We start from the raw sequence: 20,543 nt of genomic DNA, 5'->3' as shown, positions 1-20,543 counted from the left end.
AATCTTTTAATAAGACCCCATCATCTTTCTTAAAATCATCTCTTCTATTTTTTACTACCGGAAAGTTCCAGTTAGAACATATGCCTAAAATTTTTTTACGTTCTTTCCTTGGTAAAGGCAATCTTTCATAGGCAAAGAAATGACCGTCATTCCAACCACGATTAAATAAAAACCTTACATTATGATTATATAAAATCCAAGAATCTCCCCCTTCCATAATTGGATATTTTCTATGAATATAACATTTCCCATTATCACAATGTAAATTTATACGGCTAAGAATAATACAATCTGTTTTTCTTATTGGAAGTCGACAAAGCGATTCTAATGCCTCAATATTCCATATATGATCACCATCAATTTTTATTATCCATTCATCTTTAGGCAATTTATCCCAGATGAAATTATAATATGAGTCAAGTCTAGAATTAATATCAAAGTCATTATTCATGTAACGCTTATCACCAGAAGGAATGACATCATAAGGATATTCTACCGGAATAAATTGTGGGTATTTTTTACAAAATTCTAGAATATATTCTTTTGTACCGTCTGAACAAGAATGAAACCCTATAACTCCACCTTTTAATGCTGGCAATACGCTTTTCAAAGCAATATCTACCGTTTTAATTTCATTATGTAACCTAATAAAAGCATAGGGTTTTATTGGTTCCCTTTTAGAATATAATTTCTGCATTTCTTCTGTAACTCTTAATTTAAAGGGAATTCCTAAATGTGAGAAAGTATAAAAAAATGCTATTTTCAAATAATCAAATATTTTCAAAATGATATTCCTCTTAAATTTTAATTTTTCTCTTACTATTTATAAATCGTAAAACTTTTTCGCTTCATCTTTAGCTTCATTAGCTAAAAATGCTTTAATCAGCCCATAAGCCTTTTCCGCTGAATTATCTTGATAATATGGATTTGCCATTGTAGGTAAGCGTTTTTGGAAATCATCAGATAATAAATGCTGAATCCCTTGTTCAATAGATTGTCGGTTACTTTCTACATCAATAACTGATTCGCCACGAACGCGTCCTTCTTGTCGTTTTCCAATATTTACAGTCCCAACTTGTAAAGAAGGCACTTCTAACAAACTTGATGAACTATTACCTATTAACCCTTTTGAATACTTAATTAAAGCTAAATATTCCTCCGGTTTTACCAATGTGAAAAATGCAAATCGATTTTCATCTGTATAACTTTTTACTTTGGTAAATATGACATTGGAATGCGTGTCAGAATTTGAACCAATAAATACAAACTGATAATCTGACTTAAAGGAATCTAATGCTAAAAGAAGCTGCTCAACTTGCTCTTCTACAGATTGCCCAGTAATAGTTTCAGGATGAAATGCAACCATAAAATACGGTTTATTTCGCAAATTTAATTTAGAAAACAACCGCTCTTTTGATGGCAATTCTAAACTTAGTCCATTTTCAGCACCAAGAGAGCCAATGTTATGCACACTTTCAGGTGGTTCTCCAAGCTGAATCACTCGTTTACGATATACTTCTGTCGCTGTAAGATGCAGTTTTGCCATTTTTGTAATGCAATGGCGAATAAACTCATCATAATTGCCTAATGTTTGCTCACCACCATGCAAATGAATTAATGGAATATTATGCATTGCAGCAGCCGTTGCAACAGAAAGTATCTCGTAACAATCACCAAGTACCATTACTGCATCATAACGGTTCTGCTGGAAGTGCTTGCCGAATAAATCTAGTGTTTCTGCCATAGAAGTCAGAATAGTTTGATTATTTTGGCTATCAAGTTTTACTGCTATTCTCTCAGCAATATTAAACCCATCCTGCTCAATCACATCTACGGTATTTCCATATTGAGGAGCAAGGTGCATAGCGGTTACAATCAATGAAAAATCCAACTCATTGTCTTCTTGTAATCGTCTTAGTAGGCGCTTAACAATACCGTATTCAGCACGTGAGCCTGTTACATAGGTAGTTATAGCTCTGATTTCATGATCTCTTCCAATAACTGATAGCCTTGTTCATTCAAATGTAAGCCATCATTAGTGTAATCTAAGTTTAATTTGCCATAGTGATCACTAAATTTACTATCTAGAGCAATCCATCTTGCAGATTTAAGATTTTCTTTTAGAAATGCGTTAAGCTCTCTAATTACTGCATTATTACGATCAATCCTTAAGGCCACAGGGGTAATTTCTAAGAAATAAAGCTGAATGTTATTATTGATTGCTTTTAGTTTTTCAATAACTTGCTGAATGTCTGAAAAAATTTGTTCTTTTGTCCAACCAGCATACACGATATCATTAGTGCCAAACATCAAAATAACTTTATCACCTAAGGACTGAATCAAGCCTTGCCCTAGGATCAAATCAATATATTGTTTAGTTGTAATCCCCGCAATAGCTAAATTATTAACGGCTTGGTCATTAACTTCTTCAATATTCCAATAATCTAAAATTGAGTGACCAATTAAACTGATTTCTTTTGTTTTATTGAAATTTTCTTTCTTAGCAGAAATTGTTTTTTTGATGGTTTCTAATAGGATTTTTTCTTTATTACGTTGTTGGAGAATAAAATAGAAATATTCAAAATCAAGACGATCATCAATATCAACTGAAACTTCTTTATCCATAAAATAAGCAATACATTTCTCTCCATAGAAGTGTTTTTGCTCTAAATAAGCCTGGGGTTTTGCAGAAAAAATTGCTCCATTTGGTGAATATTCTGGATGATATTGCTGACGAGCATAATTAGAGTAATCCAGTTTAAAGTTTTTTAAACTCTCATCTTCATCAATTTGCCGCGTTAATGTGGTTGGCTTATGAGCGTCAGATACCGAAACCAAGAAGTCAAATTTCTCAAAATTTGCTTCAAATTTAGCGTTAGCTTCTTGAATATGCTGTGCCGTTCTTAATGGTGAAGTCGGCTGCAGTAATACAAAATAATCATAATCAACATGACTATATCGATTCAGTACATCTTCAATTACGACAAAAGAACTTGCTTTATCCGAAGCCAATTCTGCTGAACGTTTCACAAATTCAATAGGGTAATGCGAGAGTAGATCGATATATTCCTGCGAATCCGTACTAACAATTACTTTTTCAAATTCACCACTCTCTAACGCTGCTTCAATGCTATACGCCATTAAAGGCTTGCCATTAGCGAATAATACATTTTTATTCGGTAAACCTTTTGAGCCAGATCTTGCTGTGATAATTGCAATTTTTTTCATAAATTTGACCGCTCTTTATTCTTGATTTTGGAAGCGACTATCTTGAATAAGTTGATCTTCTTCAAAATCTATTTCTGCTTCTTTACCTAAAAGCTCATACCAAAACATTGGGCTAATACCATTGCCAGGGCGTTTAGTAGTTAAATTCTCTGTCGTATAAATCTCGCCTTTTTTAATTGGGCAAGCTGCAATAATTGATTTACGAGCCACAATTTTGTTTTTAGCTTCTGATGCAGTAGCCATTTTATCAGAAGAACCTAATGATTTCTTTCTTTAAATTCATCAATCGTTTTTACAAGAAGATAACCTAAATGCGTTGTTCCTTCTGGCTTAAAGTTGTCAATAAATCCACAAAATTCATATTTTGATAAATCTAACGAATCAAGCTCAGATTTAGCATAACCACCTGCTCCGATAAAAATAACCTTTTTCTTCATTACTATTTTTTGTTAGTTTGTATAACCGAACCTAATAAAATAACGAAAGTAGATAACACCATACCAATAATAAACCCAATAGCAAGAATCAATGCTTTCTTAGGCTTATCTTTAACCACAGGATAATCTGGTGAACTTAAATAATAATACGCTTTTACATTTTCGACCGAATCTAATTGAGAGGCTAATTTAGTTAGCTTACTCAACTGTCTCTCCGTACTATAATAATTTGTTGGATAAACAACAGGGTTATTTTTAGCAATATCTAATTGAGCTTGCAGGTATTTTTCACCAAGCATAAATAAATATGTACCGTCTGCTAGTTTAGAATCAGAGATATTTAAACGAGCATCTCCTAACATATATTCTGGTACAGAAATGTTATTATTTCCTCTTGAGAAATCTTTAATTCCTGCTTTTTTTGCAATATCTAACGCATTTGTTAAGTTTTCTACTTGAACCGTTTTAGTTTCGGTTAAACTTTCTTCCATTTGCTCTTTAGCAAATTTTAAAGCATCTAAACGCAAGTTGAAGCCGAGTTTAAATTCTTGGTTAGTTTGGTTTAATAAATATTGGTTTATAAACTCAACGTATTGCCCTAATACAAGTTGTGCATCTTTTGGAGTTTCTGCTGAGAAGGTGAGCTTTAAACCAATTTTATCTAATTCAGTTAAATCTTTTTTCTTAGGGTCTACTTCGTGAACAATAAGATATTTTGAAACAGTTTCTTCAATATATTTTCTTTTTTGTTCTTCCGTCATATCTTTAGTGTAGTTTTTAACCCACTCAGATTGCTCTAAGAATTGACGTTTTAAATCGTTAGAAAGTAAGAAATGTTTAAATTTTTCGTAAAGAGAATCAGATAATTTCCCAGTAGAAAAATCACCATCGCCAATGATACGAGCATATTCTGCGCGTGTAGGTAATAAATGGCCTAAATCAGTTGAACGTGGTGCAACAATAATTGCAGTAGAAGTCCATTGTTCTTTTGCAGTGAATGCATAGACACCAGCAATAGCTGTGAATACAAATGCGGACAGCACAATCCAAACTTTTTTCACCCACAATACTCGTAGAAGCTCAATTAAATCAATATCATCTTGTTTTTGAGAAGAAACATCAGTCATACATTAACCTTAATGAAGAAATAACCTAATAATAATTTTTTGAATTATACCAGGCTTTGTTCTATTTTTGAAAAACTTTACTAAAACTTACACTCTAGTATGATCTTGCTCAAACCATCAGATTGGTAGATAATAAACCACTATTTGTTTTGTTATAGGTTTGATATGAGCGATATCCAAATTCCTCTCATCTTTACGGATGCTGCGGCGAGAAAGGTGAAGAGTTTAATTGAAGGGGAAGATAATCCAAATCTCCGTTTGCGTGTGTATATCACAGGTGGGGGCTGCAGCGGGTTCCAATATGGTTTTACCTTTGACGATCAAGTTAATGAAGGGGATTTGACCATTGAAAACCAAAATGTCGGTTTAGTGGTGGATCCAATGAGTTTGCAATATTTGATTGGTGGTACGGTGGATTACACCGAAGGGCTAGATGGCTCGCGTTTTGTGGTGCAAAATCCAAATGCGAGTTCAACCTGTGGTTGTGGTTCTTCTTTCAGCATTTAATTTGCATTTTATTCGTAAAAATTGACCGCTTGTATGAGCTAATCTCACAAGCGGTCTTTTTGTATTAATGCTCTCGAGTCTTGAAGAACTCCACATCAGGATAACGCTCTTGCGCCAAGTTCAAATTTACCATCGTTGGTGCGATATACGTTAAGTTATCGCCGCCATCTAAGGCTAAGTTTTGCTCGTTTTTACGTTTGAACTCTTCAAATTTTTTCGCATCCGAACATTCCACCCAGCGGGCGGTTGCCACGTTCACGTTTTCGTAGATCGCTTCTACGTTGTATTCCGTTTTTAAACGCGAAACCACCACATCAAACTGAAGTACCCCCACCGCACCCACGATTAAATCATTGTTCATCAACGGACGGAACACTTGCACCGCACCTTCTTCCGAAAGTTGAACCAAGCCTTTTAACAATTGTTTTTGTTTGAGCGGATCTTTCAAACGAATGCGACGGAACAATTCAGGCGCGAAGTTTGGAATGCCGGTAAATTTCAAGGTTTCGCCTTGAGTGAAAGTATCGCCGATTTGGATCGTACCGTGGTTATGCAAGCCGATAATATCGCCCGCATAGGCTTCTTCAGCGTGAGAGCGGTCGCCAGCCATAAAGGTTAAGGCATCAGAAATTACCACATCTTTGCCGATACGAACGTGTTTGAGCTTCATTCCTTTCTCATATTTGCCTGAAACCACACGCATAAATGCCACACGGTCGCGGTGTTTCGGGTCCATATTCGCTTGAATTTTAAACACAAAGCCGCTGAATTTTTCTTCTGAACTTTCCACCGTGCGAGTGTCTGCTTGGCGCGGTTGTGGTTTTGGTGCCCATTCAGTTAAGCCATCAAGGAAATGATCCACACCGAAGTTACCCAATGCGGTTCCGAAGAATACAGGGGTCAGTTCGCCATTGATAAAGGCTTTGTGGTCGAATTTGTTACTTGCACCTTGCACCAGTTCCAATTCATCGCGCAGTTGTTGAGCTAAATCATCGCCCACTGCAGCGTCTAATTCTGGGTTATCCAAACCTTTAACGATACGCACTTCTTGAATAGTTGAGCCTTGCCCTGATTGGTACAAATAGGTTTCATCCTTCTCGATGTGATACACCCCCTTGAACAATTTTCCGCAGCCGATTGGCCAAGTAATTGGTGCGCAGCGGATTTTCAACACGCTTTCCACTTCGTCCAATAATTCCATTGGATCACGAATATCGCGGTCGAGCTTGTTCATGAAGGTGATGATTGGCGTGTCGCGCAAGCGGGTGACTTCCATCAATTTAATGGTACGTTCCTCAACCCCTTTTGCCGAGTCGATTACCATCAAGCAACTATCCACCGCGGTTAAAGTGCGGTAAGTATCTTCCGAGAAGTCTTCGTGCCCTGGTGTGTCGAGAAGATTGACCAAACAGTTGTTATAAGGGAATTGCATCACAGAGGTGGTGATCGAAATACCACGTTGTTTTTCCATTTCCATCCAGTCGGATTTAGCGTGATCGGCTGAGCCTTTGCCCTTCACCGAACCTGCGGTTTGAATCGCATTTCCGTATAAAAGCACTTTTTCGGTAATGGTAGTTTTACCCGCATCGGGGTGAGAAATAATCGCAAAGGTTCTGCGTTTATTCACTTCTTGAGGATAAGTCATAATCTTCTCTTATTCGTTCAAATTGTGTTAAAAAATGGGCGTATTATCCTTGAAAATGGGGAGTTTTGCAAAAAATGCGGATATAACAAATTTTCGGAAGAAAATGACCGCTTGCGATCTCTTCAAGCGGTTATTTTTGCTAAGATTCTTACTAAGGCTATTTGCGGCTATCGTGATACAACCACTCCGCTACCTGTTTGGCGAAGTAGGTTAAAATGCCATCTGCACCTGCACGTTTAAAGCATAGTAAGCCTTCCATAATGCATTCGCGTTCTTTCAACCAGCCGTTTTGAATTGCAGCCATATGCATCGCATATTCGCCCGAAACTTGGTAGGCAAAAGTTGGTATGCCGAAAGTTTCTTTCACACGCCATACCATATCCAAGTATGGCATGCCTGGTTTTACCATCACCATATCTGCTCCTTCTTGGATGTCCATTGCCACTTCATGTAAGCCTTCGTTGGCATTGGCAGGATCAACTTGATAGGTGTATTTATTACCGCCTTTAAGATTGCCCGCAGAACCGACCGCATCGCGGAAAGGTCCGTAGTAGTTTGAGGCATATTTTGCGGAGTACGCCATAATTTGGGTATTGATAAAGCCATTCGCCTCTAATGCTTCACGAATAGCACCAATACGGCCGTCCATCATATCGCTTGGTGCAACCACATCGGCACCTGCTTCGGCGTGTGAAAGTGCTTGCTTAACGAGAATTTCAGTGGTGATGTCGTTTAATACATAGCCTTCTTCATCGATAATGCCGTCTTGCCCGTGTGTGGTAAATGGATCGAGTGCCACATCGGTCATCACGCCTAATTCTGGATATGCTGCTTTTAATGCACGTACCGCACGTTGTGCCAAGCCTTCTGGGTTATAGGCTTCTTCTGCCATTAGCGATTTTTTCGCTTCGCCTACTACAGGGAAAAGTGCGATCATCGGCACACCATATTTCACAAGTAAGCCTGCTTCAATTAAAAGTTGGTCGATGGTTAAACGTTCTACACCTGGCATTGAGGGAACTGCTTCTCGATGATTCTCGCCTTCAATGACGAAAACAGGGTAGATTAAATCATTCGCGGTAAGTTGGCTTTCTGCCACTAAACGGCGGCTGAAATCGTGTTTACGTAAGCGACGCATACGGCGTTGCGGGAATGAGGTGTTGAGGTATTGAGTCATTTTTTGTCCTTTTATGATTTTTCCCCTCCCTCCACAAGTGTAGGGAGCGAAGAGATAGTTTGTCGTAAAAATTAACCCGCTTTCGCGGGCTAAGATTAAGTGTTTTATTCGCTCGTGGTTTCTTCTTCTCTTGGTTTGTAGAAGCGAGCACAAACTACGCCAACTTCAAATAACAAACACATTGGAATTGCCAAGAGTGTTTGCGAGAAAATGTCGGGTGGAGTAAGTAACATCCCGATGATGAAAGCTGCCACGATGATATATGGGCGTTTTTCACGCAAGTCTTCTGGAGTGGTGATGCCTGCCCAACAGAGCAAAATAATCGCCACAGGGACTTCAAAGCAGATACCAAATGCCAAGAAAATCGTGAGAACGAAGTCTAAGTAGCTACTGATGTCGGTTGCCATCTGCACCCCTTCAGGTGTAGTGCTAGTTAAGAAACCGAACACGATTGGGAACACCACATAGTAAGCAAATGTCACACCACAGTAGAACAGCAAGGTGCTTGAAACTAACAGTGGGTAGATCAAACGTTTTTCGTGCTTATATAATGCAGGGGCGACGAATGCCCAAATTTGGTACAAAATATAAGGCACTGAAAGAAAAATCGCGGTGACAATCGTGAGTTTAATCGGGGTAAAAAACGGCGTTGCCACGTTGGTCGCGATCATCGTTGCCCCTGCTGGCAAGTTGCTAGTCAACGGGGTTGCCAAAAGGGTATAGATGTCATTTGCCCAATACACTAACGCACAGAAAACCACTAACACAAACATCAAGCTACGCAGTAACCGGTTTCGCAGTTCAATCAGATGAGCGATAAGCGGTTGAGATTGATCAGCTTCTTGCATTCGCTTTCTCCTCCTCTTTATGAACAGCTTGCGGGGCTGGTTCGTCATCATCTGGCGGATAATAAATCGAGAGTTTCTCAGCAAGTAGGGCTTCGTCTAACTCTGCCTGTTCTGCGTCTTCCGCTGTTGTCACCGTTTTTTCTTCGGTGGCAAGCGGTGAGTTTTCTTCAGCAGTTTGCGATTTTGCATTCTGTTGATCATTTTCGACCGCTTGTTCTGCTTCTTTATGTTGGCTTTCGGTTTCGATTTTTGCCTGAATTTCCGCTACTTGTTCATCGGTTAATTTGGTTATTTCACCTTTGGCGGTGTTCAGATCCTGCTGCATTTTATTGGCAGATTGTTTAAGTTCTTCAACGGTTTTGCTTAATTCTGGTGAAAGCGAACTTAAATTTAATTCCTCTGCTTTTTTAATGCTGTCTTTGAGTTCTTGTAGCTTAAGTTCTTGAGTCAGTTCGTTTTGTACGTTTGCTGCTAAGCCACGAATGGTACGAACCCACCCCATGACGGTGCGGATTGCAATGGGCAAACGTTGGGGGCCTAGCACGACTAAGCCCACAATTAAAACGAGTACTAACTCTGAAAAACCAATATCAAACACGGGTTATGCCTGCTCTTTGTCTTTTGCTTTTTGTTCTGTGCTTTCTTGCGTTTTTGCTTCGACTTTATCGAAAGCTGCATCTTGCGGTTTTTCCTCTGCCATTGCTTTTTTAAAGCCTTTAACAGATTCACCTAAATCTTGACCAAGTGTACGTAATTTTTTTGTACCGAAAAGTAACACGATAATTGCGACCACGATCAGTAATTGCCAAATGCTAATTCCACCCATATTAAAATCCTCTTTTGTGAATAAAGTGTTGAAATGGTAAGTGCTCATTATACGCTGAAATCACAAAAAAGAAATCTCCCCCAAAATGAATAAACGTGAAGTATGACGTTCCTCAAATTTTGCTGAATAAAACGCCACAAAACTTGACTCTTTCAGACAAGAACGGTAGTATTCGCACCGCTATTTTTACTTGAGGATTACATTTTGGACAGTCATAGTCGATACTTTTCAGATTTTTCTTGATTACCCGCCTTGTCCAGCCTCAGGTTGCCGACATGGTCGGTAACTTTCGTCTAGTATCTTTCCCCTTGTTCATTTTGTTCATCACCTCCTAACTCGGAGAAATGAAAAATGATTCGTGCTTTTGCATTAGACCACGCGCGTCTCGTCGGACTTGACGAAACCTCTCGCGACCAATTAAACGATGCGATTTGGATTGACTTAATCGACCCAAGCGATGATGAACGTAGCGTATTAAAACTCGGCTTAGACCAAACCCTTGCGGAAGAGCACGAGTTAGAAGACTTAGAAGCTTCTGCTCGCTTTTTCGAAGATGAAGACGGTTTACACCTTCACTCCTTCTTTTACTGCTTAGATGACGACGATTACGCTGATATTTCAACAGTCGCATTTACCATTCGTGATGGGCGTTTGTTCACGCTTCGCGAACGCGATTTGCCTGCATTCCGCTTATATCGTATGCGTTCGCGCCGAATGAAATTGCTTGATAGTAACGCTTATGAATTGTTGCTTGACCTGTTCGAAACCAAAATAGAACAGCTGGCGGATGTTATCGAAACGGTTTACGCTGATTTAGAAAATATGAGCCACGTGATTTTGGACGGCAAACAAGAGGGCGATAGCCTCAATGAAGCCCTTTCAGATCTTACGGAGTTGGAAGATGTGAGCTCAAAAGTACGTTTATGTTTGATGGATACGCAACGTGCGTTGAGTTTCTTACTACGCAAAACCCGTTTGCCAAACAACCAGCTCGAACAAGCCCGCGATATTATGCGAGATATTGAATCTTTGCAACCGCACAATGAATCGCTGTTCCAAAAAGTGAACTTCTTAATGCAGGCGGCAATGGGTTTCATCAACATTGAACAGAACCGCATTATGAAATTCTTCTCGGTAGTTTCTGTGATGTTTCTCCCAGCAACGCTCGTGGCATCTACCTACGGAATGAACTTTGAGTTTATGCCAGAGCTGCATTTCAAATATGGCTACCCAATGGCGATTTGTTTGATGATTGTTGCCGCTGCTTCGCCGTATTTATATTTCAAACGGAAAGGGTGGTTGTAGGAATAAAAATGCTTAAAGCTTTTGTTTAAGGCTTTAAGCATTTTTTATATATTCTTAATCTTATCAGTCGATTACAAGGCTGATTTTTGTCGTACAATCTCAAACAAGCACACGCCTGTGGCAACAGAAACGTTCAGTGAGGAGACCGAGCCTGCCATTGGAATGCTGATGAGTTGGTCGCAATGCTCACGGGTGAGGCGGCGCATTCCATCGCCCTCTGCCCCCATTACAAGTGCAATTGCGCCTGTGAGTTTAGCTTCATAAATACCCGAAGTAGCTTCGCCTGCGGTGCCGACAATCCAGATGTTGTGGTTTTCTTGCAGTTCACGCATGGTGCGGGCAAGGTTGGTGACACGAATCAGCGGCACAGTTTCGGCAGCACCACACGCCACTTTGCGGGCGGTTGAAGTGAGTTGTGCGGATTTATCTTTAGGGACGATCACGGCATCAACGCCTGCAGCATCCGCAGTACGCAAACACGCCCCCAGGTTATGTGGGTCGGTTATGCCGTCTAAAATGAGTAAGAATGGTGCCGATTTATGGGCAAGAATCGCATCTAAATCGTGTTCGTTTAGCTCTTTCTGTGGTACAACTCGGGCGATAATGCCTTGATGTACTTCTCCTTGCGCTTTGTTATCCAGCGTTTGGCGGTTCACTTGTTGTACAGATACGCCAAGATTTTTCAATTCGGCAAGTAGTGGGTTTAAACGTTTGTCTTCGCGACCTTTTAGCACCAGCACTTCGATTAGGCGTTCTGGTGCATTATCTAAAAACGCTTTGACGGCGTGAATGCCGTAGATTTGTTCACTCATAGTGATTCCTTGATATGGATTTCAGGTATGTTAAGAAGGCGTAGGGCGTGTTATACATGCCCCCTGCTTTCTAGTATATTTATTTGTTCTTACAACAACATTTTGACGACTTTATCGAGCTTCACTCGGCCGAATTTTTTCAGCAATTTGCGTACAGCTTCTGGGTAGTCTTTGAGTTGTTCTAAATCGCTATAGTGGGTTAACACTTTGGTATGTTGACGAATATGGGTTAGTTCAGTTTGTGCTTTTTCACTTAATTCCGCTTTAGGATCATGAATCAATACCGCATTTTCCGCATCTAGCGCCCAAGCTCGTGGGTTGAGATTGTTACCAGTGAGTAAGATATAGCAGTTATCGATCCAGACACCTTTTAGATGGTAGCTATTTTCGCCATCTTTCCAAAGGCGAATGGTCAGTTGTTTATTTTGAATAAAATGGTCAAAACGTCTAGCAAACGCACGTAAGTTTTTCTCATAGAGATAAGGCAGCGCTGATGCCATCGTGAATTTTTCTTCTGGTTTAGTGTAGAAATCGTTTGCAGTTTTGTCACCTACGATAATTTCTACTGATTTACCGCTTTCTAACAGCCATTTAATGCGCTGTTGGAGTGAGCGCGGGAAGTTAAAGTAAGGTGTGCAAATCGTGAGTTTGTCTTGCACTTGGTAAAAGAGTGCTTCAATCACTTTATTCAGTTTATTACCTTTACGTAAACCGATAATTGGTGAAAGGCTTAAGTTTTCATCTTGTGCTTTGCCGACAAACTGATATTGCTGTTGGCTTAAATATTTGCGAAACGCTTTAATTTGCGGGCGAAGTCCAAAGGTTTTCGGACGATTGACATCATCCAATCGGCAAACTGCAGGTTGGCTAATAATATGTTTTTCTAGCAATTCAACCATGCTGTCGGTTAATGTTGTATTTTCAATCACATGGTAACGATCGTAGCGATAACGCTCAAACTGTTGCAAATAAACGTTATTGATACTTGCACCACTATAAACTAGCGTGTTGTCAAAGATAAAACCTTTGAGATGTAACACGCCGAAAACTTCACGTTTGTTAATTGGCACTCCCCAAAATTCAATGGCTTGTTCAAGGTGATATTGTGCTTTTTGTTCTGCATACCAATCCGCATTAGAGCTTACTGTCCCTTCACCAATTCGTCCGCGTTGTGCACGGTGCCAATCGACTAGAATTTTAATTTCAAGAGAGGGGTTAGCTTGTTTAGCTTGATAGAGGGCTGCTAAGATTTCTTGCCCCGCTTCATCTTTTTCAAAATATAAAGCGGTCAAATAAATGCGGGATTTTGCAGAATGGATAAGCTGTAAAATGCGAGTTTTGAACGCACGGCTATCCGCAAGAAATTCTACTTTTTCCGCACTCTGTGGGATAAAAGCCAGTTTTTCCAGTTGTTTTCTGGCGTGATTGGGTTTATTTAAAATTAGCATTTTACGAATCCTATAAATGAGGATAGTGATGAATTTAAAGGGCATTTAGTTTATCAGAAAATAAGTGATCGTTTTGCAAATTTAATTGCTTACATATTTAAGATTTATTTATCTGATGATATTTCTGCAACATATAAAAACTGGAATGGCAAAAGCAGAACATCTCCTATTAAAGTTGCAGGGGTTTGCAATATTTTTCTGATAACATTACCCCCTTTTACTACAGAAGTTCTAGTTTTACTTTCAGCTTTTATTTCTATTGGTAATTTTTGTTTTAATTGATCTTTTGGTGTTAATTTAACTTCATTATTTTTATAGATTTCACCATAAATGCTTCCAAATATTTTTTGGCAATAATTTGGTAAACATTGAAAACCAATGTTTTTTACCTTTTCTTTTTCAGTTTCATTGATTGGTGAATAATATAAGGTAACGAAAGCATCAAATTCATTCTTCTTGTAATTTGATAATGTTATTTTTATAGTTTCATTAGTTTTTACTGGTGCGGAAAGCTTTGCTGAAATAATTGGTCTGATTTTTTCACTGCTTTTTTGTGTTAATACAAACCAATACTTTTCTCCTATAATGACTAATTGTCCTGTTTTTGAATTTTCTCCTAATGCAATGAGGCTATCTCCATCAATTGGAGAATATACTATTTCTGTTTCATCTTCTTTCCATAAATTTGTTGTTAAGCAAGCTGACAACAAAATGCTTATTAGAAAAATAAAACCATGTTGTAACCATCGGAATTTCATATATCCTCCTGAGAGAAAATATTGGAAAGATAGCTATTTTCTTTGTTAATCAATAGCACTCCATTTTTCCCTCTTTCTCTTTACTAAAGAGGATTTTATTTTTACAAAATGGGGGGCTTTATTCTTCATTAAAGCATCCCCTCTTTGAGCCTCGAGGGGTAGGGGAGATTTGACAAAAGAAAAAAACGAAGAAATTAGTCTAATAAAATATGGGAAGTGTATTCCCACATTTTATTTGTTTTACGCAAAATGACGAACTTCGCCACGGCCTGCTACATTTTCAACGCAGCGTCCACACACTGAAGCGTGTTCTGCGTGTGTGCCGATGTCGGTTGAGTAGTGCCAGCAACGTGGGCATTTTTCGCCTTCAGCACGTTCTACTTTCACAGCTAAGCCAGCAAGTTCGCCTTCAGCCACATCCGCTTCGCTTAATGGTTTGATGACCGCTTGTGAAGTGATGAGAACGAAGCGTAATTCGTTGCCAAGTTGTTCTAACAATGGACGAATTTCGTCGTTCGCATATACCGTCACTTTTGCTTCTAAGCCTGCGCCGATGACTTTGTCTTTACGTGCTTGTTCTAATACACGGTTCACTTCAGCACGGACTGCAAGCAGTTTTTGCCAGTAGATATCGTCTAATTTTTCGTTCTCGCCTAAGCCGAATAAGCCTTCGTAGAATTCTTCGGTAAAGACGAATTCTGAACGACCTTCGACTTGCGGTAAGTAACCCCAAACTTCGTCTGCCGTGAACGAAAGAATTGGTGCAATCCAACGAACCAAGGCTTCAGCAATGTGCCATAAGGCAGTTTGGCAGCTACGGCGTGCAAGGCTGTCCGCTTTGGTGGTGTATTGGCGGTCTTTGATGATGTCTAAATAGAACGAGCCCATTTCGATTGAGCAGAAACGCATTAAACGTTGTACTACCGTATGGAATTGATAGTTATCGTATGCTTCTTTGATTTCGTTTTGTGCTTCTAAGGCACAGCTTACCGCCCAGCGATCGAGAGCGATCATCTCTTCTGGTTGAACAAGATCACGTTTCGGATCGAATCCGTTTAAGTTCGCCAGCAAGAAACGCGCTGTGTTACGAATACGACGATACGCTTCTCCTGCGCTGTTTAAAATGTTGTGTGAAACGGTAATTTCGCCTGTGTAGTCGGTTGAAGCGACCCATAAACGTAAAATATCTGCCCCGTTTTTATTCCAAACTTCGCTTGGCACAATCACGTTACCTAATGATTTAGACATTTTTCTGCCTTTTTCATCAACGGTAAAGCCGTGAGTTAATACTTGTTTGTAAGGAGCTTTACCATTCGTTGCGGTTGAAAGCATCAGTGATGACATAAACCAGCCACGATGTTGGTCTGAACCTTCTAAATACATATCTGCGCTGTTGCCGTTGAACTCTGGGCGTGCTTCCACCACTGAAGCGTAGGTCGATCCTGAATCGAACCATACATCTAAAGTATCTGGCACTTTGTGGTAGATTTTCGCATCGGCTTCGCCTAACACTTCAACAGGGTCTAAATCCCACCACGCTTGAATACCTTTCGCTTCTACACGTTTTGCCACTTCTTCTAAAATCTCAAGTGTGCGAGGGTGCAGATCTTCGGTTTCGTTATGCACGAACATCGTCATCGGCACGCCCCAAGTACGTTGGCGTGAGATACACCAGTCTGGACGATTTGCCACCATGGTGTCGATGCGTGCTTCCCCCCAGCTTGGGATCCAGCGCACTGATTTAATTTCGCCTAATGCTTGGCGGCGTAAGCCTTGGGTTTCCATCCCAATAAACCATTGTGGTGTCGCACGGAAAATAATCGGGGTTTTGTGACGCCAGCAGTGTGGGTAGCTGTGTTTAATGCGTTCTAATTTGAACAATGCGCCTACTTCTTTGAGTTTGTCTAACACTAATTCATTCGATTCAAACACTCCTTTGCCCGCAAAGAATGGCACATCAGATTTGAATTTGCCATCGTTGCCAATTAAGCCTGCCATTTCGATGCCGTTTTTGCGTGAAACGATATAGTCGTCTTGACCGTGGTCTGGTGCGGTGTGAACTAAACCTGTACCGCCGTCCGTGGTAACGTGGTCGCCTAAAATAAATGGCACGCTAAAATCATAGAATGGGTGTTGGAAGCGAAGTAAATTCAATTCGCTGCCTTTAGTCTCGCCCAATGCTTCAACCTGTTCAATCTCTCCCGCTTTAGCAACAGCCTCAACTAATTCTTTGGCTAAAATCAAGCGTTCTTCGCCCATTTGGACTAATTGATAATCAAAATTTTCGTTTAATGAAATCGCACGGTTAGATGGTAATGTCCAAGGCGTGGTTGTCCAAATTAACGCAGAAATTTGACCGCTTCCTTTGCCTTCCGCACCGAATTTTTGCTCTATTTCTTGTGCATTGACTGCAGGGAAACGTACATAGATAGAAGGGGAAACTTTGTCTTCATATTCGACTTCCGCTTCTGCCAAAGAAGAACCGCAATCTAAACACCAGTGAACCGGTTTTGAACCTTTGTATAAATGACCGTTAGCAATAACTTTACCCAACGTGCGGATAATATTGGCTTCAGTTTCAAAGTTCATGGTTAAGTATGGATTATCCCAGTCACCGAGAATCCCCATACGGATAAAGTCTGCTTTTTGTCCTTCTACTTGTTCTTTTGCATATTCGCGGCATGCTTGACGGAATTCCGCTGCAGAAATTTTCTCGTTTGGTTTACCCACCAAACCTTCTACTTTTAACTCAATCGGCAAACCGTGGCAGTCCCAACCTGGTACATAAGGCGTATCGAAACCTAATGCGGTTTTCGATTTCATAATTATATCTTTTAAAATTTTATTAACCGCATGACCTAAGTGAATATTACCGTTCGCATACGGAGGACCATCGTGCAAAATAAAGGATTTTTTGCCTTTAGAGGCTTCACGCACTTTTTGGTATAAGTTTTTGCTATACCAGTTTTCTAACATCGCAGGTTCGCGTTTTGCTAAATCCCCACGCATCGGAAAGCCTGTTTCAGGCAGATTTAAGGTGTTTTTGTAATCAGTCATTTTTTTTGTTTCCAGTTAATAAAATTGTTTTTGAATTTGGTTTTCTAACTTCCAGCTTCAACGGGGCTGAATTATGTGTAACCTAGGGTGAAGCCCTAGGCATCGGCAAATCCCTCAAAAAATTCAACCGCTTGTGTTTTGTCTCTTTGAATTTGTTGCTTTAAGGCTTCAAAATTGGAGAATTTCACCTCATCTCGGAGCTTTTTCACGAAACTTACTTCAATGGCTTCGCCGTAAATAGAGCGGTTGAAATCAAAAATATGCACTTCTAGTAGCGGCTTTGTGCCGTTAATCGTTGGGCGGTTGCCGATATTGGCGATGCCTTGATGTATTCCCGTTTTTGTTTCAACCTTAACTGCATACACACCATGAATGGGTACAACTAGACGGTTCAACATAATGTTTGCCGTGGGAAAGCCTATCGTTCTGCCGAGTTTGTTACCGTGGGCAACGCGACCTGCGACGGAATACGGTTTGCCAAGCAGTTTTTTCACCAGCGATAATTCATCTTTTTGTAGTAGTTCACGAATAAGCGAGCTGCTAATACGATTTTGTTCAAAACTGTGCGTGTGGCTCTCTTCTACCGTGAAATTGAAGGACTTTCCTGCTTCTTGCAGCGTGTGGTAATCGCCAGCACGTTTTGCGCCGAAACGGAAATCATCCCCCACGCTTAAATAGCGAACCTTGAGCTGTTTTACTAATAAATCTTGGATAAACTCTTCTGCGGTAAGCTTGGCGAACCTTTCAGAAAAACGGACACAAAGTACGAAATCTACACCTGATTTTTCCAGATATTTTAATTTATCGCGTAATCGCATTAAGCGAGCAGGCACATTGCAAGCGGTTAAATCGCCCGCTTTTTTTGCAAAAAACTCACGGGGTTGCGGTTCAAACAGCATAACGACCGAAGGTAAACCCAATTCAGCCGATTTGTTAATCAAGCGAGCGAGAATTTGTTGATGCCCTAAGTGTACGCCATCGAAATTACCGATAGAAAGGATACAACCGTTCGCTAAAACAGAATGATTGGCTAAATTGTAGAAACCTCGAATTAATTGCATTATTTTGGGACTTTTCACTAAATTTAAAATAGAAAATTCTTGTGATTATAGCCTTTTCTGGGCAAAGAAGAAATAAAAGCGGTCAGATTATCCAAATTTTTTACATCGAAAAGATTAAACGGATAAAATTTGGTGTTTTTGCCTAGTGAATAGTGCATTTAATTAAATTTTTCGAAAGAAATATTATTCAAATGCTACATTTTGATTTATCATAGCATCATTGATTTCTCATCTCATTTCCAATCATGACGGACTTTAGTTATCTTCAATCAAAACGCAAACAGCTCAAACTCAAAGTGAATGATGTTTGTATGCAAGCGAATGTTACACGTGCTTATTTTAATCAGTTAGTTAGCGGTAAAATTAAAAATCCAAGTGCTGGTAAGCTGAAAGCATTGCATAGAGTATTGAATATTGTTGAAACTCAAGATCAACGCGTGGGCGTCATTTTCGGCAAGTTCTACCCGATTCACACGGGGCACATCAATATGGTGTATGAGGCATTCAGTAAAGTGGATATTCTGCACGTGATTGTCTGCACCGATACCGAGCGTGATTTGCAACTCTTTAAAGAGAGTAAAATGAAACAGATGCCGACTAATGAAGATCGTTTGCGTTGGGTACAGCAGATCTTTAAATATCAGCAAAAGCAGATTTTTATTCATCATTTAAATGAAGATGGCATTCCAAGCTATCCGAACGGTTGGGAAAGTTGGGCAGCTCGTGTTAAAGAACTTTTCGCGGAGAAAAATATCCATCCAAGTATTGTATTTAGTAGCGAGATTCAAGATAAAGCCCCTTATGAAAAATACCTTAATTTAGAGGTTAATTTGGTCGATCCTGAACGCGAACGTTTTAATGTATCTGCGACCAAAATTCGCAACAACCCGTTCCAATATTGGCGTTTTATTCCAAAAGAAGTGCGTCCATTTTTCGTAAAAACGATTGCAATTTTAGGTGGCGAAAGTAGCGGTAAATCGGTGCTTGTGAGCAAATTAGCGAATGTATTTAACACTACTTCTGCGTGGGAATATGGGCGTGAATTTGTGTTTGAACAGCTCGGTGGTGATGAGCAAGCGATGCAATATTCGGATTATCCACAAATGGCACTTGGGCATAAACGCTATGTTGATTATGCAATGAAACACGCCCACAAAGTAGCATTTATTGACACCGATTACATTACCACGCAAGCCTTTTGTATTCAGTATGAAGGTAGAGCTCATCCGTTCTTGGATTCAATGATTAAAGAATATCCATTTGATGTGACAATTTTGCTCAATAATAATACGAAATGGGTGGATGATGGTTTGCGTAGTTTAGGCTCACTCAAGCAACGCCAGCGCTTTCAAGCACTACTCAAGAAATTGCTTGAAAAACACCATATTCCGTATATTGAAATTGAATCTCCAAGCTATTTAGATCGCTATAATCAAACCAAAGAAGTCGTTGAAGCAATTTTAAATGATGAGCTGATTCCGCTTCAATTTAAGCAATACAACGTCGATCACGAAACGGAAGGCGAGGTATGATTCTTTTTGCAGGCGATCCACATGGGAGCTATGAACACCTCTACCCTTTTGTGAAAGAACAGAAAAATGTGGCGTTGGTTATTTTAGGCGATTTGCAACTAACCAATCCGCACGAATTAGATGAACTTGCCAAGTATTGCGATATCTGGTTTATTCACGGCAATCATGACAGCAAAACAGTTGCCGCCTTTGATGCTATTTGGGGTAGTGAATGGAAAGATCGCAATATTCACGGTAAAGTGGTGGATATTCAAGGGGTAAGAATTGCGGGCTTAGGTGGCGTGTTCCGTGGGCATATTTGGATGCCACCTAATCGGCCGATGTTTTTTGACCCCATTCACTATTGCCAATATACGCCTCAAGAGAAAATCTGGCGTGGTGGTTTACCATTAAGACATCGTACCTCGATTTTCCCTTCTGATATGGAAGCATTAGAAAGCGAAAAAGCGGATATTTTAATTACGCACGAAGCGCCACGCCCACATCCGCAAGGCTTTGCGGTGATAAATCAATTGGCAAGAAAAATGGGAGTGAGCAAAATTTTCCACGGACATCATCACGATAATTTTGATTACACGCTAATCAATCGAAATAAATATTGTGATATTTTCAATATTGGCTTTCGAAGTCTTGCCGATATTGAGGGAAATTATTTGTTAAAAGGTGTTGATGATCGCGACAAAAAATAACCCTAAAAAATTTGATTCAGCATAAGGAAAGTGCGAATAATCCTTTTGAGGTAACAATTGATCAGTTACAATCGCAACAAATTACA

18 protein-coding genes and 2 pseudogenes are annotated in these 20,543 nt (G+C 39.8%); 4 read left to right on the top strand and 16 right to left on the bottom strand.

Going from position 1 to position 20,543, the window contains the following annotated elements; genetic code table 11:
• From DPV92_RS06495 to DPV92_RS06470, 6 genes and pseudogenes are all read right to left on the bottom strand, one after another.
• Window positions 1-784: hypothetical protein (locus DPV92_RS06495; RefSeq protein ID WP_225791970.1), on the bottom strand; the 784-nt coding region annotated here is incomplete at its 3' end.
• A 39-nt stretch (window positions 785-823) separates the two neighbouring features.
• Window positions 824-1,981, bottom strand: coding sequence for a UDP-N-acetylglucosamine 2-epimerase (gene neuC, locus DPV92_RS06490; protein ID WP_111354178.1), 1,158 nt, complete (start codon window positions 1,979-1,981; stop codon window positions 824-826).
• Window positions 1,969-3,228, bottom strand: coding sequence for a cytidylyltransferase domain-containing protein (locus tag DPV92_RS06485; protein ID WP_111354177.1), 1,260 nt, complete (start codon window positions 3,226-3,228; stop codon window positions 1,969-1,971). The genes neuC and DPV92_RS06485 overlap by 13 nt, the downstream gene beginning before the upstream one ends.
• 15 nt (window positions 3,229-3,243) lie before the next feature.
• Window positions 3,244-3,498 (bottom strand): annotated as a pseudogene (locus DPV92_RS06480) (SAF domain-containing protein); the annotation flags it as partial.
• Window positions 3,489-3,665: pseudogene (locus tag DPV92_RS06475) on the bottom strand (PglD-related sugar-binding protein); the annotation flags it as partial. The pseudogenes DPV92_RS06475 and DPV92_RS06480, both read right to left, overlap by 10 nt.
• 2 nt (window positions 3,666-3,667) lie before the next feature.
• Entirely contained in the window at window positions 3,668-4,792 is a 1,125-nt protein-coding gene (locus DPV92_RS06470; RefSeq protein WP_111354176.1) for an LPS O-antigen chain length determinant protein WzzB, read from the bottom strand.
• Between the two features lie 165 nt (window positions 4,793-4,957).
• Here DPV92_RS06470 and erpA point away from each other — a divergent pair, with 165 nt between their 5' ends.
• Window positions 4,958-5,299 (top strand): iron-sulfur cluster insertion protein ErpA, encoded by a 342-nt coding sequence (erpA, locus tag DPV92_RS06465; protein WP_039851542.1) that lies wholly within the window; start codon window positions 4,958-4,960, stop codon window positions 5,297-5,299.
• Window positions 5,300-5,363: 64 nt separating this feature from the next.
• Here erpA and prfC read toward each other — a convergent pair whose 3' ends face one another.
• From prfC to tatA, 5 genes are all read right to left on the bottom strand, one after another.
• Entirely contained in the window at window positions 5,364-6,944 is a 1,581-nt protein-coding gene (prfC, locus tag DPV92_RS06460; RefSeq protein ID WP_111354175.1) for a peptide chain release factor 3, read from the bottom strand.
• 157 nt (window positions 6,945-7,101) lie between these two features.
• On the bottom strand, window positions 7,102-8,121 hold the full coding sequence (gene hemB / locus DPV92_RS06455) for a porphobilinogen synthase (RefSeq protein WP_111354174.1): 1,020 nt from the start codon (window positions 8,119-8,121) through the stop codon (window positions 7,102-7,104).
• 104 nt (window positions 8,122-8,225) lie between these two features.
• Window positions 8,226-8,969: a twin-arginine translocase subunit TatC gene (gene tatC / locus DPV92_RS06450; RefSeq protein WP_111354173.1), complete on the bottom strand. Its 744-nt coding sequence runs from the start codon at window positions 8,967-8,969 to the stop codon at window positions 8,226-8,228.
• Window positions 8,956-9,567: a Sec-independent protein translocase protein TatB gene (tatB, locus tag DPV92_RS06445; protein ID WP_111354172.1), complete on the bottom strand. Its 612-nt coding sequence runs from the start codon at window positions 9,565-9,567 to the stop codon at window positions 8,956-8,958. Before tatB ends, tatC begins: the two co-directional genes overlap by 14 nt.
• 3 nt (window positions 9,568-9,570) lie before the next feature.
• Complete coding sequence (tatA, locus tag DPV92_RS06440; protein WP_005709473.1) at window positions 9,571-9,795, bottom strand: Sec-independent protein translocase subunit TatA; 225 nt, start codon at window positions 9,793-9,795, stop codon at window positions 9,571-9,573.
• A gap of 351 nt (window positions 9,796-10,146) precedes the next feature.
• Between tatA and corA the strand changes: the two genes are divergently transcribed.
• Window positions 10,147-11,100 (top strand): magnesium/cobalt transporter CorA, encoded by a 954-nt coding sequence (gene corA, locus DPV92_RS06435; RefSeq protein ID WP_040217535.1) that lies wholly within the window; start codon window positions 10,147-10,149, stop codon window positions 11,098-11,100.
• Between the two features lie 71 nt (window positions 11,101-11,171).
• Here the strand turns inward: corA and rlmB are convergent, their stop codons facing one another.
• From rlmB to ribF, 5 genes are all read right to left on the bottom strand, one after another.
• Window positions 11,172-11,912 (bottom strand): 23S rRNA (guanosine(2251)-2'-O)-methyltransferase RlmB, encoded by a 741-nt coding sequence (gene rlmB / locus DPV92_RS06430; RefSeq protein WP_111354171.1) that lies wholly within the window; start codon window positions 11,910-11,912, stop codon window positions 11,172-11,174.
• Between the two features lie 89 nt (window positions 11,913-12,001).
• Complete coding sequence (pssA, locus tag DPV92_RS06425) at window positions 12,002-13,360, bottom strand: CDP-diacylglycerol--serine O-phosphatidyltransferase (RefSeq protein ID WP_111354170.1); 1,359 nt, start codon at window positions 13,358-13,360, stop codon at window positions 12,002-12,004.
• A gap of 104 nt (window positions 13,361-13,464) precedes the next feature.
• A complete protein-coding gene (locus DPV92_RS06420; RefSeq protein WP_111354169.1) occupies window positions 13,465-14,118 on the bottom strand; it encodes a YidX family protein in 654 nt (217 codons plus the stop codon).
• A 240-nt stretch (window positions 14,119-14,358) separates the two neighbouring features.
• Window positions 14,359-17,175, bottom strand: a complete 2,817-nt coding sequence (ileS, locus tag DPV92_RS06415) for an isoleucine--tRNA ligase (RefSeq protein WP_111354168.1) — start codon at window positions 17,173-17,175, stop codon at window positions 14,359-14,361.
• Window positions 17,176-17,270: 95 nt separating this feature from the next.
• Window positions 17,271-18,236, bottom strand: a complete 966-nt coding sequence (gene ribF, locus DPV92_RS06410) for a bifunctional riboflavin kinase/FAD synthetase (RefSeq protein ID WP_111354167.1) — start codon at window positions 18,234-18,236, stop codon at window positions 17,271-17,273.
• A gap of 245 nt (window positions 18,237-18,481) precedes the next feature.
• Between ribF and nadR the strand changes: the two genes are divergently transcribed.
• Together nadR and DPV92_RS06400 are read left to right on the top strand one after the other, a co-directional pair.
• A complete protein-coding gene (gene nadR / locus DPV92_RS06405; RefSeq protein ID WP_111354166.1) occupies window positions 18,482-19,768 on the top strand; it encodes a multifunctional transcriptional regulator/nicotinamide-nucleotide adenylyltransferase/ribosylnicotinamide kinase NadR in 1,287 nt (428 codons plus the stop codon).
• Window positions 19,765-20,457, top strand: coding sequence for a metallophosphoesterase family protein (locus DPV92_RS06400; protein WP_111354165.1), 693 nt, complete (start codon window positions 19,765-19,767; stop codon window positions 20,455-20,457). Before nadR ends, DPV92_RS06400 begins: the two co-directional genes overlap by 4 nt.
• Window positions 20,458-20,543 lie beyond the last annotated feature (86 nt).

The sequence above is a fragment of the Pseudohaemophilus paraphrohaemolyticus genome (assembly GCF_003253115.1).
Lineage (GTDB): Bacteria > Pseudomonadota > Gammaproteobacteria > Enterobacterales > Pasteurellaceae > Haemophilus_A > Haemophilus_A paraphrohaemolyticus_A.
The sequence above is the reverse complement of the archived record's forward strand: the minus strand, read 5'-3'. Positions and strand labels throughout refer to the sequence as shown.